General features: G+C 64.4%; 10 protein-coding genes. 3 read left to right on the forward strand and 7 right to left on the reverse strand.

The features are described 5' to 3' along the window. Position 1: 1 nt before the first annotated feature. The 3 genes from B0G75_RS19505 to B0G75_RS19515 are packed head-to-tail and all read right to left on the reverse strand — an operon-like array spanning position 2 to position 6,150. Entirely contained in the window at positions 2–1,474 is a 1,473-nt protein-coding gene (locus B0G75_RS19505; RefSeq protein ID WP_106308937.1) for an efflux transporter outer membrane subunit, read from the reverse strand. A gap of 27 nt (positions 1,475–1,501) precedes the next feature. Continuing rightward, positions 1,502–2,878: an efflux RND transporter periplasmic adaptor subunit gene (locus B0G75_RS19510; RefSeq protein ID WP_106308939.1), complete on the reverse strand. Its 1,377-nt coding sequence runs from the start codon at positions 2,876–2,878 to the stop codon at positions 1,502–1,504. Between the two features lie 17 nt (positions 2,879–2,895). Next, complete coding sequence (locus tag B0G75_RS19515; RefSeq protein WP_106308942.1) at positions 2,896–6,150, reverse strand: efflux RND transporter permease subunit; 3,255 nt, start codon at positions 6,148–6,150, stop codon at positions 2,896–2,898. Positions 6,151–6,457: 307 nt separating this feature from the next. Between B0G75_RS19515 and B0G75_RS19520 the strand changes: the two genes are divergently transcribed. Next, the gene (locus B0G75_RS19520) at positions 6,458–6,745 is read left to right on the forward strand and encodes a DUF4148 domain-containing protein (RefSeq protein WP_106308945.1); all 288 of its coding nucleotides are present in this window, start codon (positions 6,458–6,460) and stop codon (positions 6,743–6,745) included. 132 nt (positions 6,746–6,877) lie between these two features. Here the strand turns inward: B0G75_RS19520 and B0G75_RS40730 are convergent, their stop codons facing one another. From B0G75_RS40730 to B0G75_RS19535, 4 genes are all read right to left on the reverse strand, one after another. Further along, the gene (locus B0G75_RS40730; protein WP_181309304.1) at positions 6,878–7,048 is read right to left on the reverse strand and encodes a hypothetical protein; all 171 of its coding nucleotides are present in this window, start codon (positions 7,046–7,048) and stop codon (positions 6,878–6,880) included. Positions 7,049–7,191: 143 nt separating this feature from the next. Next, positions 7,192–8,337: a substrate-binding domain-containing protein gene (locus B0G75_RS19525; RefSeq protein ID WP_106308948.1), complete on the reverse strand. Its 1,146-nt coding sequence runs from the start codon at positions 8,335–8,337 to the stop codon at positions 7,192–7,194. 67 nt (positions 8,338–8,404) lie between these two features. Further along, complete coding sequence (locus B0G75_RS19530) at positions 8,405–9,406, reverse strand: ABC transporter permease (RefSeq protein ID WP_106308951.1); 1,002 nt, start codon at positions 9,404–9,406, stop codon at positions 8,405–8,407. Beyond that, positions 9,403–11,025: a sugar ABC transporter ATP-binding protein gene (locus B0G75_RS19535; protein WP_106308954.1), complete on the reverse strand. Its 1,623-nt coding sequence runs from the start codon at positions 11,023–11,025 to the stop codon at positions 9,403–9,405. The genes B0G75_RS19530 and B0G75_RS19535 overlap by 4 nt, the downstream gene beginning before the upstream one ends. Before the next feature lie 252 nt (positions 11,026–11,277). Between B0G75_RS19535 and deoC the strand changes: the two genes are divergently transcribed. Both deoC and B0G75_RS19545 read left to right on the forward strand, forming a co-directional pair. Then, on the forward strand, positions 11,278–12,288 hold the full coding sequence (gene deoC / locus B0G75_RS19540) for a deoxyribose-phosphate aldolase (RefSeq protein WP_106308957.1): 1,011 nt from the start codon (positions 11,278–11,280) through the stop codon (positions 12,286–12,288). A 16-nt stretch (positions 12,289–12,304) separates the two neighbouring features. Next, positions 12,305–14,695 carry an aldehyde dehydrogenase family protein gene (locus B0G75_RS19545; RefSeq protein WP_106308960.1) on the forward strand — a complete coding sequence of 797 codons (2,391 nt, stop codon included), beginning with the start codon at positions 12,305–12,307 and terminating at the stop codon, positions 14,693–14,695. Positions 14,696–14,774 lie beyond the last annotated feature (79 nt).

Here is a 14,774-nt window from a genome sequence, read left to right on the forward strand (position 1 = left end):
CTTACGCCGCTCCCGCCGCACTCTTGCTTTCCTCGCCCCAAGTCCCACCCAACGCCTTCAGCAACAACACACTCGACTCCAATTGCCGCGCGGCGATCTGATCCGCGATACGCTGGTTCGTCAGCGCAATCGTCTGCGCGGTCACCACGTCGAGATAGCTGACCGCGCCTGCGTTGAAGCGATTCGTCGTGAGCCGCAACGACAGGTCCGAGGCCGTGGTGGCGCGCTGCTGGCTGGCGGCTTCGTCGGCGAGGGAGTGCAGGGCGGACAGGTTGTCCTCGACTTGCTGGAACGCCACCAGCACCGACTGTCGATAATCCGCGACCGCGCCGTCGTATTGCGCGGTGGCGCCGTGCAGGGCGGCTTTGCGCTTGCCGCCGTCGAACAGCGTGCCGGCCAGTTGCGGGCCGAGCGACCAGAACAGGCTCGGCGCACTCAACCATGGCGCGAAAAAGGTGCTTTCGAGCCCCGCGCTCGCAGACAACACGAGATCCGGAAAAAACGCCGCATGCGCCACGCCGATTTGCGCATTCGCGAAAGCCACGCGCCGTTCGGCGGCGGCGATATCGGGGCGCCGCTCTAGCAGTTGCGAGGGCACACCAATTGGAATTGCCGGCGGTGTCACGGCCGAACCGTTCGGCGCCAGCGTGAAGGTCGATGCCGGTTCGCCGATCAGCGTCGCGATTGCGTGCTGCAGCTGCGCGCGCGTCACGTCGATGTCGGTGTCCTGGGTGCGCGTCGCTTCGAGTTGCGTCGTGGCCTGGGCGACGGCGGAGGCATCGATCGCGCCGTTCTTCAGCTGCTGCTGCAACAGCGTCAACGCGGCGGCGTAGGCGTTCACGCTGTCGTCGAGCAGCTTCTTCTGCGTGTCGAGCGAGCGCAACGAGAAGTAGTCGGCGGCGAGGTCCGCGCTCATCGACAGGCGCACGCCTTCGAGGTCGGCGTTGCTCGCCTGAGCGTCGGCCTGCGCGCCATTCACGCTGTCGCGGACCCGCCCGAACAGATCCGGCTCCCAACTCGCCGACACGCCTGCCGAATAGTCCGGCACCGTCTTGCCCGCGAGCGATTTCCCTTCCACGTTCTGCGAGGTCCGGTAGCGATCCTGCGCGACACCGGCGGTGATGGTCGGGAAGAAGCCGGCGCGCTGATAGTCCACCATCGAGCGTGCCTGCTGAACCTGCGCGACGGCCTTGCGCACGGTCTGGTTCGACACGTCGATGCGCGCCTCCAGTTCGTTCAGCACGGGATCGTTGAAGATCGTCCACCAGGGACCGCGCGGCGTAGAGTCGGCCGGCGCGGCCTGCGCCCAGCCTGGCGCGGCGCCCGCTTGCACGGCGCCCGCGTACTGCGCTGGAATGTCGGCGCTCGGGCGTTGGTACGCAGGCAGGGTCGAGCACGCGCTGAGCAGCGCGCCGATCAGCGTGGCCGCCAGCGCGCGGCGCGGCAAAGACCGGGGAAGAGACAGGTTGATCATCGGCAAATCCTTTATCTGACGAAGCACTCAGCCGTGCATGGCCGGCATGATCTGAACCATCTGGCCGGTGGAGATCGAATCGCCGGGGTTGTCGATCACGCGGTCGGTGGCGGCCAGTCCGGTCGTGATTTCCACGTGCGTGCCGAAATCGCGGCCGATCTGCACGGTCTTGAGCAGCGCGCGGCCGTTGCTGTCGACCACGGCGACCGTCACGCCGTCCGGCCTGAACAGCAGCGCGCTGACCGGCAGATCGAGCGCCGGCGTGATCGATTGCAATTGCAGATGCACCTGCGTGTAAGCGCCGGGCAACAGCGCGCCGTCCTTGTTGTCGACGTCGACCTCGACGCGCAACGTGCGGCTCGAAGGATCGATCGAACCGGTGCTGCGCGCCACCTTCGCCGCGATGCGACGGCCTGGATACTGCTGTGCGGTCAGATACACGCCCGTGGCCGGCGTGACGTACGGCGCGTCGTTCTGCGGGACATCGACGAACACGCGCAGCACGCCGTTCTGCTGGATATGGAACAGCTCGCCCGACATGCCCGCGGCGCCGGGCGTGCCGCCCGCCGTCACCAGTGCGCCGACGTCGACGTTGCGCGCGGTGATCACGCCGTCGAACGGCGCCGTGATCTTTTCGTACGAGACGAGTTCGGCGAGATGCGCGACATTGGCCTGCGCCGACGCCAGCATCGCGCGGCGCGCTTCCATGTCGCTGAGCTTGGTGTCGGCGTCCTGCTGCGCGACCGATTGGGTCTTGAGCATGTCCTGCCAGCGCTGCGCGGTGGTCTTCGCGTAGTCGAAATTGGCTTGCGCGGTGGCTTCGTCGGCGCGGGCCTGGCGCAGTTGCGCGTCCAGATCAGGGGCTTCGATCGTCGCCAGAACCTCGCCGCTTTTCACCTGCGCGCCGATGTCGGTGTTCCAGTGCGCGAGGTAGCCGCTGGTGCGCGCATAGATAGAGGCTTCGGCGAACGGCGTGACGGCGCCGGGCAGCAGCAGTTCGTTGACGGCCGGCGCAGCGCGCGGTGCGACCAGCGACACGCTGAGCATGCTTTGCGCCTGCGTTTGCTCAGTCAGCGCGGCGCTCGCATGCAGGCGCGGCACGATGCCTGTGATCAGCAAGACTGCTGCAAGTCCGCTCAGCGCGAACGGCCAGAGACGGCGGCGCGGTTCGGCATTCGTCTCGCGGTTCGACACGGCGTCAGCGGCCGTTTTGTCACGCGTGGATTCAGCGGACGCGGTGGCACGCGCGCGCGCGCCGCGGTCTGATTCCTGTGCGGGCGAAGCTGCCGATGCGGGGTCAACGGCATGAACGGCATGAGCGGCGTCTGGCGCGCGAGTTTCAGCGGCGTTGGCTGCCTGTTCGGCCTGCCCACCCGACTCCCGCGGAAGTGATGAATCGTTCATAAAAGGTCTCGTCGAAATCAAAGAGTGCGGGCGGTGACTGCGGATTCGTGCTTTTCGCTGCGTGCCGCGCGGCGTTTGTCGAGCCACGCATGCACCATCCCGTAGACGACGGGGACGAACAGCAAGGTCGACACCGTGCCGAGCGCGAGGCCGCCGATTACGGCGCGGCCAAGCGGCGCGTTCTGTTCGCCGCCGTCGCCGAGGCCGAGCGCCATCGGCAGCATGCCGATCAGCATGGCGAGGGCGGTCATCAGCACCGGACGGAAGCGGCTGAAGCCGGCTTCGAGCGCGGCCTGCAACGGCGGCTTGCCGCCGTGGTGAAGTTCACGCGCGGTGTTGACGACCAGGATGCTGTTGGCCGTCGCGATGCCGATGCACAGAATGGTGCCGGTGAGCGCCGGCACGCTCAGGCGAGTGCCCGTGCTGAACAGCATCCACGCGATGCCGGCGAGCGAACCCGGCAAGCCGCTGATCGTGATGAACGGGTCGAGCCACGACTGGAAGTTGACCACCATCAGCAGATAGACGAGGCCGATGGCGAACACGAGGCCGCTCGCGAGGCCGCTGAACGAATCGTGCATGGCCTGCACCTGGCCGCGTACGACAATGGATGCGCCCGGCGGCAATTGCGGCCGGATCTGCTCGACGAGCCGGTTGACATCCGCCGCCACGCCGCCGAGATCGCGCCCTTGCGCCGATGCGAAGATATCGAGGACCGGCTGCACGTTGTAGTGCGAGACGACGGCTTGCTGCGTGCCGCGTGTCAGCGTGCTCAACGCGCCGAGCAGATTTTGCGGCGCGGGCCCGGTGCCGTTCGCCGGGAACGAGGCCGTGCCCGCGGCCGCTGCCATCGTCGCCGCACCGCCGTTCGCCGCCACCGGAATATTGGCCAGCGCCTGCAGCGAGTTGACGGCGTACTGCGGCATCATCGCCACCAGCGGATAGCTCACGCCGTTGCGCGGATCGAGCCAGAAATTCGGCGTGGTCTGCGAACTGCCGGAGAGGGCGATCAGCAAATTCTGCGATACGTCGCGTTGCAACAGACCCGCCTGAATCGCCCGGCTGCGGTCGACGTTGACGTTGATCGCGGGCGAGTCACCAGGTTGTTGAATCCGAGCGTCGACGAGGCCGCGCACGCCGCGCAGTTGCGCGAGCAGGCGGTTCGCCACCGCGCGGTTGGCGTCGAGCTTGTTGCCGACGATCTGGATATCGATCGGCGCGGGCAGCCCGAAGTTGAGAATCTGGCTGACGATGTCGGCGGGCAGGAAGGCGAACGTGACGCCGGGGAATTCCTTGGTCAGCGTGTTGCGCAGCGTCGCCACGTATTGCGCGGTCGGCTTGTGTTTCGGCGCAAGCGTGATCATCACGTCGGCATCTTCGGGGCCGATCGGGTCCGACGAGTCGTAGGTCAGATTGATGCCGCTCACCGGCACGCCGATGTTGTCCAGCACCGCAGCGAGTTCCTGCTTCGGAATCACCTCGCGCACGCGGGCTTCGACCTGGTCGGTAATGCTCGCGGTGTCTTCGATGCGCGTGCCGGTCGGCGCGCGCAGATGCAGACGGATCTCGCCGGTATCCACAGCCGGGAAAAAGTCGCGGCCGGTGAACGGCACCAGCGCGAGCGAGCCGAGGCAAAGCACGAGGAAGATCGCGATGAAGCGCTTCGGGCTCGCTATCGCCGCGCCGAGCACGCCGCGATAGCGTTCGCGCAGCCGTTCGAAGCGCTGCTCGAAGCCGGCTTGAAAACGGATCAGGCGCGCAATCGGACCGCTGCCCGTCGCGGCCGCATTGCTGCGCGCGCGCATCAGATACATAGCGAGCGTCGGTACCAGCGTGCGCGAGAAGAAGTACGACGCGATCATCGCGAATACCACCGCTTCGGCGAGCGGCACGAACAGATAGCGCGCGACGCCGGAGAGCAGGAACATCGGCACGAACACGATACAGATCGACAGTGTCGAGACGAAGGTCGGCACGGCGATTTCGCCGGAGCCGTTCAGGATCGCGTCCTGCAAAGCTTCGCCGTTCTCCAGGTGATGCGTGATGTTTTCGATGGCGACGGTGGCGTCGTCGACCAGAATTCCCACCGCGAGCGCAAGCCCGCCGAGCGTCATGATGTTGATGGTCTGGCCGAGCGCGGACAGTGCGATCAGTGAGGTCAGCACGGCGAGCGGAATCGACACCGCGATGATCAGCGTGGCACGCCAACTGCCGAGAAACAGCAGGATCATCAAGGCGGTGAGGGCGGCGGCGATCAGCGCCTCGCGCGCCACGCCCACCACGGCCGATTTCACGAACACGGATTGGTCGGACAGAGCGGTGATATGCAGCGCGCTCGGCAGGCCGGCCGCGATATGCGGCAGCATCGCCTTGACCTGCTGGATGATGGTCAGCGTCGAGGTGCTGCCGGATTTTTCGATGGTCAGGAGCGCGGCGCGTTTGCCGTCGCTGCGCACGATGTTGGTCTGCGGCGCGTAGCCGTCGCGTACATGAGCGACGTCGCGCACGTACACCACGCCGCCGGCCACGGTCTTGATCGGCAGATCGTTGAGCGCGGCCACCGTGTCGGTGCTGCCGTTCATCTGCACGTTGTATTCCTTCGTGCCGATCTTCGCCGTGCCGCCCGGCAGAATCAGGTTCTGCGCGTTGACGGCGTTGACCACGTCGAGCGGGGCGAGTCCCTTGGCCTGCAACGCGCGCGGGTCGATATCCACCATGATCTGCCGGACCTTGCCGCCGAACGGCAGCGGCACCGACGCGCCTTGCACCGTCGCCAGTTGCGTGCGGATCTGGCTGTTGCCGAGGTCGTAGAGTTGCTGTTCGGACAGCGTGTCGCTGGACAGGCCGAGTTGCAGGATCGGCACTGTGGAAGCGTTATACGTAATGATGTTCGGCGGCAATGTGCCGGGCGGCAGCACGCGCAGCATCGACGCCGAATTGGACGCCGCCTCCGCGATCGCGCGATTGATGTCCGCGCCCGGATGAAAAAAGATCTTCACCACTGAGACGCCGTTCAGCGATTGCGACTCGATGTGCTCGATATCGTCCACGTCTGAAGTCAGCGCGCGCTCGTAGTTCGACGTGATGCGATTGGCCATGTCCTGGGCCGAGAAGCCGTTATAGCTCCAGACAATGCTGACCACCGGGATATCGATGTTCGGAAAGATATCGGTCGGCGTGCGCAGTATCGCGAGCGGGCCGACGATAAAGATCAGCACGGCGAGGACCACGAAGGTATAAGGGCGGCGCAGCGCCAGCCTGACGATCCACATGACGGATTCCTGAAAAAAGGCCGATGGAGGCACGCGTCGCTGCAGTGCTGCGGGGCGCGTGACGCGGGCTTCGTGAGTCAGGAGTGTGGCGTGGCGGCGCTGACGGGCTGCCGTCGGTTAGATTACCGTTCTGTTATGTGGATGCTGATTCGACGGCGCGGGAGGTGGCATCGCCTCGCGTGGTGATTTGCCGGGCGTGCATAGATAACAAAACGGTAATCTGAAGGTCAGTGCCCGGACAGGGGAAATGACAAGAATGGGAGACGTGTTGCTACCAGTCATTGCCTGCCCCTACCGGAGAGACATCATGAAATTGCTTAACGCTGTTGCCGTCACCGCGCTCAGCCTGGCATTCGGCGCGAATGTCTTTGCGCAAACCAGCACGTCAGGTCTGACGCGCGCCGATGTGGTGGCGCAGTTGCAGCAGGAGCAGGCCGAAGGGCTGGTGCCGTCACACGATGACGACTATCCGCCGACAGACGCCGAAGTCGCGCGAAACCGGGAGCTTTATGCGATCGAGCACCGCACGGATAACGCTGCTGCGGTTCGCACCGCGCAGGTGCCGGCAGCGAACGCAGAGCCGGCCTCGAATTGAGGTGGGGCGGTCCGGCCATCCGGTTCATCGAGCAGACCGGCCGCCATCCGTTGATGCTCGCCGGGAGGCGTCAGCCGCCAATTCAGCATCGTATCGGGCAGGCTGCTCCCGGCAGGTGAAAGATTGCCGACGCTATGACCGGTCGCGGTTGCGTGCCCGCGTCGCACCGGTAATGACGGCAACGCCGAGCAGAATGACCGCCACGATGGCAATCGTATGTTGCGCGACGTGCATGGCCATCAATCCCCATGACACGCCGCCGATCAGAATGATCCAGCCAGCCAGGTAAATAAGCAGGGTCATCTTTTCTCCTTATCCGAATCGACGTAGTAGGTCTATCGAGTAGCAGGATTCGCGCCCGACGCCGGCTTGTTGCGCCGGCGCCCGGAAGCTGAAGGAGAGAAGTGGGATGACGAAGCGCGATGACGAAGCGCGGCTCGTGCGCCTCAACCGCAAGCCGGCGCGGCCTTCTTGCACGCATCCGCCAATTGCGGCGGCGGATCCTTCTTGAACACGGTCTTATAAGATTCGAGCACATTCGACTGGACCACCGGCAACGATTGCACGCCGATCCACGCCGGCGGCGTCTGGCCGATCAGTGCCTTCATCATCGCCATGGCTTCGGCGACGCCCTGATCGTACGGACGCTGCGAACCGGTCGCCTTCAGCGGTCCGCCCTTGGCGATTTCGATCGCGGATTGCAGGCCGAGATCGACCGTCGTCATGGGAATCGTCACGCCTTGCGCGCGCATCGACGTGAGTGTGTCGAGAGCCGGCTGGTCCCACACGGCGAACAGACCCTTCACGTCCGGATTCCCGGTGAGGAAGTCGCCTGCGATCTGGCCGACTTTAGACGGGTCCGTGAAGGCGACCTGCTTGATCTTGATGTCAGGACGGTTTTTCTTCAGCCAGTCATTGACGGCCTTGGTGCGCTCCGTCGTGCTGAAGTAATCCACGCCGAAATTCACGAGCCCAACCGTCGCGCCTTGCGGCACGCACGAGGCGAGCACTTTCGCCGCGATCTGGCCGTTGCCTTCGCTGTCCGCCGAGATCATCGCCGAGTATTCCTCCGGATGCTTCAGGCCGGTCGGTACGTTATCCATGAACACGAGCTTGATGCCGGCCGCGGACACTTTCTTGTAGGTGGCGGCCGTCGCCGTGCCGTCGACTGGAATGGAGATGATGCCGTTCGGGTGGCGCTGGATCGTGTTCTCGATATCGGCGATCTGCTTGTCGACCTGATATTCCGCCGACGCCGTGCCGATCACTTCCACGCCGTACTTCTTCAGCGTATCGGTGATGCCTGCAACCTGAAGTTGCGACCAGTCGAGATTCATGGTCTGCATTGAGATGCCGACCTTGAACTTGCCGGCCTTGATTTTGGCAATGTCGGCGTCGGTCAGTTTCACGGCATCCACCGAGGCGGCTTTTTCGCCGTTCGGTCCTTGCCCGACGATGCCCTTCGGACCGATCGAGCCCGCGGGTACGCCGGTCACGCATTGCGCGTAAGCACCCGGGGAAGCCAGACAGGCGACGGCGGCGGCCGCCATGACACTGGCTAACGCTACTCTTGAACCACGACGTTGTTTCATGTTTCTCCTCCGTTGGTCTTCATGTCTGTGCTTCGCGTCTTCACGTCCGAACTGCCTTGTTTCCTGCCTACTTCCTTGTAAACGCAACCGCCGCGACGATGATCACGCCTTTGATCACCAGTTGCAGCGACGAACTCACGCCGAGCAGCACCAGCCCGTTATTGAGCGTGCCGATGATCAGACTGCCGAGCAGCGTCCCCAGCACGAAGCCGCGTCCGCCGAACAGACTGCAACCGCCGAGCGTGACCGATGCGATCACATCCAGCTCCATGCCTTGCACGACGTCGGGCCGCGCCGCATGCGAGCGCGCCGAGAGCACGAGCGCGGCGAGTCCGGCCAGCATGCCGGTGAGAATGAAGGCGAGGGTGGTCACGCGCCGCGTGTTGATACCCGAATAGAGCGCGGCGGTCGGATTGCCGCCCGCCGCGTAGATCTGCCGGCCGAACACGCTGTAGTGCAAGAGCAGAATGCCGGCGATTACGGCGAGCAGCGTCCAGATGATCGGCACCGGCACGCCGAAAATATCGCCCTCGCCGAAGATCGAGATGAACGAGTCGTTATCGATGATCACGGGCTTGGTGGTGGTGACCATCAGCGCGAGTCCGCGCGCCGCGCTCAGTGTGCCGAGCGTGACGAGAAACGAAGGAATGTTCACGCGCGTGGTCACGATCCCATTGATCGCGCCGACGATCGCGCCGGTGCCGATACCGGCAATCGCGCCGATCACCCAGTTGTTGCCCACATACGCCATGGCGAGCGCCGCGGACATACCAGAGAGCGCCAGCGTCGACCCCACGGAAAGATCGATCTGCCGCGCGATGATCACGAAGGTCATGCCGATCGCGATGATCGAGACGAGCGCGGTTTGCCGGCCGATATTCAGGAAGTTGTCGATGGATAGGAACCACGGCGACGCGAAACTGAACACCACCAGCAGAATCGCGAACGCGGCATACAGCGCATAAGGCCGGTCGCCTTGCAGCAAGGCTTGCGCGATGCGCCGCATACGGCTTTTCTGCGGCGGCGACGCCTGCCGTTCGGCCGTCAGCGGCGAGACAGATTCATTCATGTTGCTAACGCCTCGAGGGAAGAACGGGAAAGTTGGATCAGGTGATGCAGCGCTTCGGCGTTGGCGAGTTCCGCGCGCTCGACGGTGTTGATGATGCAGCCGTCGGCGACAATCGAAATGCGGTCGCACAGGCGCAGGAGTTCATCCAGGTCCGACGAGACGACGAGCACGCCGGTGCCGGCTTGCGCGGCGTCGTTCACCACGCCGTAGATTTCCTCGCGCGCGCCGACATCCACGCCGACGGTCGGTTCGTCGAGCATGAGCAACTTGGGGCGCGGATGATTCCACTTCGCGAAGACCACTTTCTGCTGATTGCCGCCGGATAAAAACTTGACCGCGGTCGATGAGTTGGGCGCTTTCACGGCCAGCTCTTTCATGGAACGCTTCGCCTGCTGCACGGCGGCCTGACTGCGCAGCCATCCCCAGCGGGAAAAATGCGGCAAGCGCGGCAACGTCAGATTGCGTTCGATCGAATGATCGAGCACGAGCCCTTCGAGGTGACGATCCTCCGGCACCAGCGCCACGCCGAGTTGAATCGCCTCGGCGGGTGTGATGCGCGAGCGCGTCCGACCGTCCAGTTCGATGCTGCCGGCGTCGACGGATCGAAGGCCAAAGACGGTTTGCAGAATCTCGGTGCGTCCGCTGCCGATCAATCCCGCGAGTCCGTGGACTTCGCCGCGCCGAACCACGAGATCGATGTGATGCAGGCGGTCGTTGCTGACGTTCGATAACTTGAGCACGGGCGCGGCGTCGGCGTTGGACGCCTGTTCTGATGCCGGCAACGCGCTTGCGGTAGAGGCAACCACTGCGGCTCCATCGCCGACCGCCGTTTTCTGCCGTGCCTGCAACGCGGCATGAGCGGGACCGACGATCGCCGCCACCAGTTGCTTCATATCCGTTTGCGCCGTCTGGAATGTGCCGGCGTTCGCACCATCGCGGAACACGGTCACGCGCTGCGAAATCCTGAACACCTCGTTCAAGCGATGCGTCACATAGATCACGCCGACGCCGCGAGCCGTGACCGCGCGGATCGCGTCGAACAGAATCTGCTCTTCGCCGCCGGTCAACGCGGAAGTGGGTTCATCGAGAATCAGCACGCGCACTTCGCCCATCAGCGCCTTGCAGATCTCGGTCATTTGGCGGTAAGCGAAGGGCAGCGAGCCGACCGGCACTTTCGGATCGAGTGGAATGCCGTGCGAGCGCAGGAACTCGCCGACCGTGGCCATGAGTTGACGATTCTTCACGAAGCCCAGACGCGTGCGCGGCTCACGCCCCAACATGAGATTGGCGCCGACCGAGAGCGATTCGACGAGACTCAAATCCTGATAGACCACGGCGACACCCGCGTCGCGCGATTGAGCGGGGGAGTCGAACGCGACTTTCTGTCCGGCGATTTCGATGACGCCGTCGTCGTAAGCATGCACACCGCTCAAGATCTTGATCAGCGTAGATTTGCCCGCGCCGTTTTCGCCGAGCAGTGCGTGGACTTCGCCGGGCAACACTTCGAGGTTGACGCCGCGCAACGCGTGCACGCCGCCAAATCGTTTGGTGACGCCCGCAACACGGATCAATGGAACCTGAGGCGATGACGCGGCCGCGACCGCAACCGGCTCACTCATCTGGCATGTCTCCTTCGTCCACGCGACGAAATTCTTTTCTTTGTATAACGCTATCCGGCCGAAAACCGTGTTGTGATCTTCGCATCATGAATATGGTGCGTCAATAACATTCACGGGCGTTCACCGGTCTCGTCCGCTTGATGATGTAACGATTGCTCGCAAAGCTTGTTATGATTCTATCAATCGTTGTAGCATAAGTGCGAACAAATTGTCGGCGGCTGTTGTGCGTCGCATCATATTTTCGGATGTCTTATGCCAGAAGCCCCATTGCAGTCTTCATCGGTCGTCGCGCTGCGCGGCACACCGAACGTTCATCCCGAGCGCAATCCCGGCATGCCGTTCGACGCCTCGTGGCTCGACGGCTTGCGCGTCAACCAGTCGGCGGTCGAGCGGCGCACCGCCACGCTTGGCACGCGCCGCAGCGTCAAGAAAGATGCGCAGGCGGCCTGGCTGCTCAAAGCCGTCACCTGCATCGACCTCACCACGCTCAACGGCGACGACACCGAAGGCCGCGTGCGGCGGCTGTGCGCGAAGGCGCGGCAGCCGGTGCGCGCCGATCTGCTCGAAGCGCTCGGCCTCGCGCCGCAAGGCATCACGACGGGCGCGGTGTGCGTGTATCACCGCTTCGTCGCGGCGGCGGTCGATGCGCTGCACGGCAGCGGCATTCCGGTTGCCGCGGTCTCTACGGGTTTTCCTGCGGGCTTGATTCCGCATCCGTTGAAGCTGAAAGAGATCGAAGCCTCGGTCGCGGATGGGGCGCAGGAAATCGATATCGTCGTCACGCGTGAATATGTGCTGACCGGCAACTGGCAGGCGCTCTACGACGAAGTGCGCGACTTCCGCGCGGCCTGCGGCCCGGCGCATCTGAAAACCATTCTTGCCACCGGCGACATCCGCACGCTCTCGAACGTGGCGCGCGCGTCGATGGTCTGCATGATGGCCGGCGCCGACTTCATCAAGACATCCACCGGCAAGGAAGGCGTGAACGCGACGCTCGACGTGTCGCTCGTGATGGTGCGCATGATCCGCGAATACCAGGAACGCACCGGCGTGCTGATCGGCTTCAAGCCGGCGGGCGGCGTATCGACCGCGAAGTCCGTCCTGTCGTATCAGATCCTGATGAAAGAAGAACTCGGCCGTGCGTGGCTCGAACCGGAGCTGTTCCGGATCGGCGCGTCGAGCCTGCTGGCCGATATCGAACGCCAGCTCGAACATTACGTGAGCGGCCGTTACTCCGCTTTCAACCGTCACCCCGTAGCCTGAACAGAAGACCGATCCCATGAGCGTAGCCGAGTATTTTTCATCGATGGAGTACGGTCCCGCACCCGAGGACGACCAACCCGCGCGCGCCTGGCTGGCGCAGCATGAAGATGGTTTCGGGCATTTCATCGGCGGTGCGTGGCATGCGCCGGCGGCGGGTGAGCGCTTCGCGTCGAACGCGCCCGCGACGGGCGAGCAACTCGCGCAGGTCGCTCAAGGCGACGCGGCCGATATCGACGCAGCGGTAGCCGCCGCGCGCGCCGCGCAACCGGGTTGGCTCGCGTTGGGCGGCGCCGGACGGGCGCGGCATCTGTATGCGCTTGCCCGCATGGTGCAACGTCATAGCCGGTTGTTCGCGGTGCTCGAAGCGCTCGACAACGGCAAGCCGATCCGCGAGACGCGCGATATCGACGTGCCGCTCGTCGCGCGTCACTTCCTGCATCACGCGGGGTGGGCGCAGTTGCAGGAGAGCGAGTTCGCGGATTACGCGCCGCTTGGCGTGGTCGGTCAGATCGTGCCGTGGAATTTCCCGCTGCTGATGCTCGCGTGGAAGATCGCGCCGGCGATTGCCACGGGTAACTGCGTCGTGTTGAAGCCCGCTGAATACACGCCGCTCACCGCGTTGCTGTTCGCCGAACTTGCGCATCGCGCGGGTTTGCCGGCCGGCGTGCTGAACGTCGTTACCGGCGATGGGCGCACCGGCGCGGCTTTGGTCGAACATCCGCAAGTCGACAAGATCGCCTTTACCGGCTCGACCGAAGTGGGCCGCCTGATCCGTTCGGCCACTGCTGGTTCTGGCAAGTCGCTGACGCTCGAACTCGGCGGCAAATCCCCCTTCATCGTGTTCGACGACGCAGACCTGGATGGCGCAGTCGAAGGCGTCGTCGACGCAATCTGGTTCAACCAGGGGCAAGTCTGCTGCGCGGGCTCGCGGCTGCTCGTGCAGGAAGGCATCGAAGCGCGTTTCATCGCGAAGCTGAAACGGCGCATGGAGACGCTGCGCGTGGGCACGTCGCTCGACAAGAGCATCGACCTAGGCGCGATTGTCGATCCGGTGCAACTCGAACGTATTCAATCACTGGTGGAAACCGGCCGGCGTGAAGGTTGCTCGGTGTGGCAGTCGCCTGATACGACGATCCCGTCCGGCGGCTGCTTTTTCCCTCCGACGCTCGTCACCGGCGTAGCACCGGCTTCCACGCTGGCGCAGGAAGAAATCTTCGGCCCGGTGCTGGTGACGATGAGCTTCCGCACACCCGACGAAGCGATCGCGCTCGCCAACAACTCGCGTTATGGACTCGCCGCGAGCGTGTGGAGCGAGACCATCGGCCGCGCGCTCGATGTTGCGCCGCGCCTCGCTAGCGGCGTCGTCTGGATCAACGCGACAAATCTGTTCGACGCGGCGGTCGGCTTCGGCGGTTACCGCGAATCGGGCTATGGCCGCGAAGGCGGGCGTGAGGGCATCTACGAATATCTGAAACCCCGGGCGTGGCCCAAGCTTGCGGAGCGTCGGACGGCGCAAGCCGTCGTGCGCAACGCGGCCGCGCTCGATCCGTTGTCGAACGTCACCTCGATCGATCGCACCGCGAAACTGTTTATCGGCGGCAAGCAGGCGCGCCCGGACAGCGGCTATTCGCTGCCGGTGCATGCGCCGGACGGCACACCCGTCGGCGAAGTCGCCGGGGGTAATCGCAAGGACATCCGCAACGCGGTCGAAGCGGCACGCGGGGCGCAGAAATGGTCGCAGGCGAGCACGCATAACCGCGCGCAAGTGCTGTTCTATCTGGCGGAAAACCTCGCCGTGCGCGCGGATGAATTCGTGCGCCAGCTCGTCGTGCGAAACGGTGCGACCGAAGCTGCGGCGCGTGCCGAAGTGGATGCCTCCGTGCAGCGTCTTTTCACGTACGCGGCGTGGGCCGACAAGTTCGACGGCGCCGTCCATACGCCGCCGCTGCGTGGCGTCGCGCTGGCCATGCATGAGCCGCTCGGCGTGATCGGCATCGCCTGTCCGAACGAAGCGCCGCTGCTCGGCTTCGTTTCGCTGGCGGCGCCCGCGCTGGCGATGGGCAATCGCGTAGTGGTCTTGCCGAGCGAAGCGTCGCCGCTCACGGTCACCGACTTCTATCAGGTGGCCGAGACGTCCGATGTGCCCGGCGGCGTGCTGAACATCGTCACGGGTGAACGCGGCGCGTTGCTGCCCGCGCTCGTCAAACACGACGACGTCGATGCGGTCTGGTGCTTCGGCAGCGCGGCGGACTCGACGCTGGTCGAGCGCGAATCGGTCGGCAACCTGAAGCGAACGTTTGTCGATTACGGCCGCCAGTTCGACTGGTTCGACCGTGCGAGCGAAGGCCGGCCGTTCCTGCGTCAGGCGGTGCAGGTGAAGAACATCTGGATACCGTACGGAGATTGACCGGCTGATCCGGCAGCCGTACCGAACGTCTTAAAGTAAAGACACGCACGCCAACCAGAAAATGGAGGAGACAACGTGC

It is taken from the genome of Paraburkholderia sp. BL18I3N2, assembly GCF_003001875.1.
GTDB lineage: Bacteria > Pseudomonadota > Gammaproteobacteria > Burkholderiales > Burkholderiaceae > Paraburkholderia > Paraburkholderia phytofirmans.

What these genes read in the sequence shown, in the direction of transcription:
- deoC (WP_106308957.1), top strand. Translation starts at nt 11,278, where the DNA reads ATGCCAGAAGCCCCATTGCAGTCTTCATCGGTCGTCGCGCTGCGCGGC.
- B0G75_RS19545 (WP_106308960.1), top strand. Translation starts at nt 12,305, where the DNA reads ATGAGCGTAGCCGAGTATTTTTCATCGATGGAGTACGGTCCCGCACCC.
- B0G75_RS19525 (WP_106308948.1), bottom strand. Translation starts at nt 8,337, where the DNA reads ATGAAACAACGTCGTGGTTCAAGAGTAGCGTTAGCCAGTGTCATGGCG.
- B0G75_RS19520 (WP_106308945.1), top strand. Translation starts at nt 6,458, where the DNA reads ATGAAATTGCTTAACGCTGTTGCCGTCACCGCGCTCAGCCTGGCATTC.
- B0G75_RS19515 (WP_106308942.1), bottom strand. Translation starts at nt 6,150, where the DNA reads ATGTGGATCGTCAGGCTGGCGCTGCGCCGCCCTTATACCTTCGTGGTC.
- B0G75_RS19505 (WP_106308937.1), bottom strand. Translation starts at nt 1,474, where the DNA reads ATGATCAACCTGTCTCTTCCCCGGTCTTTGCCGCGCCGCGCGCTGGCG.
- B0G75_RS40730 (WP_181309304.1), bottom strand. Translation starts at nt 7,048, where the DNA reads ATGACCCTGCTTATTTACCTGGCTGGCTGGATCATTCTGATCGGCGGC.
- B0G75_RS19530 (WP_106308951.1), bottom strand. Translation starts at nt 9,406, where the DNA reads ATGAATGAATCTGTCTCGCCGCTGACGGCCGAACGGCAGGCGTCGCCG.
- B0G75_RS19510 (WP_106308939.1), bottom strand. Translation starts at nt 2,878, where the DNA reads ATGAACGATTCATCACTTCCGCGGGAGTCGGGTGGGCAGGCCGAACAG.
- B0G75_RS19535 (WP_106308954.1), bottom strand. Translation starts at nt 11,025, where the DNA reads ATGAGTGAGCCGGTTGCGGTCGCGGCCGCGTCATCGCCTCAGGTTCCA.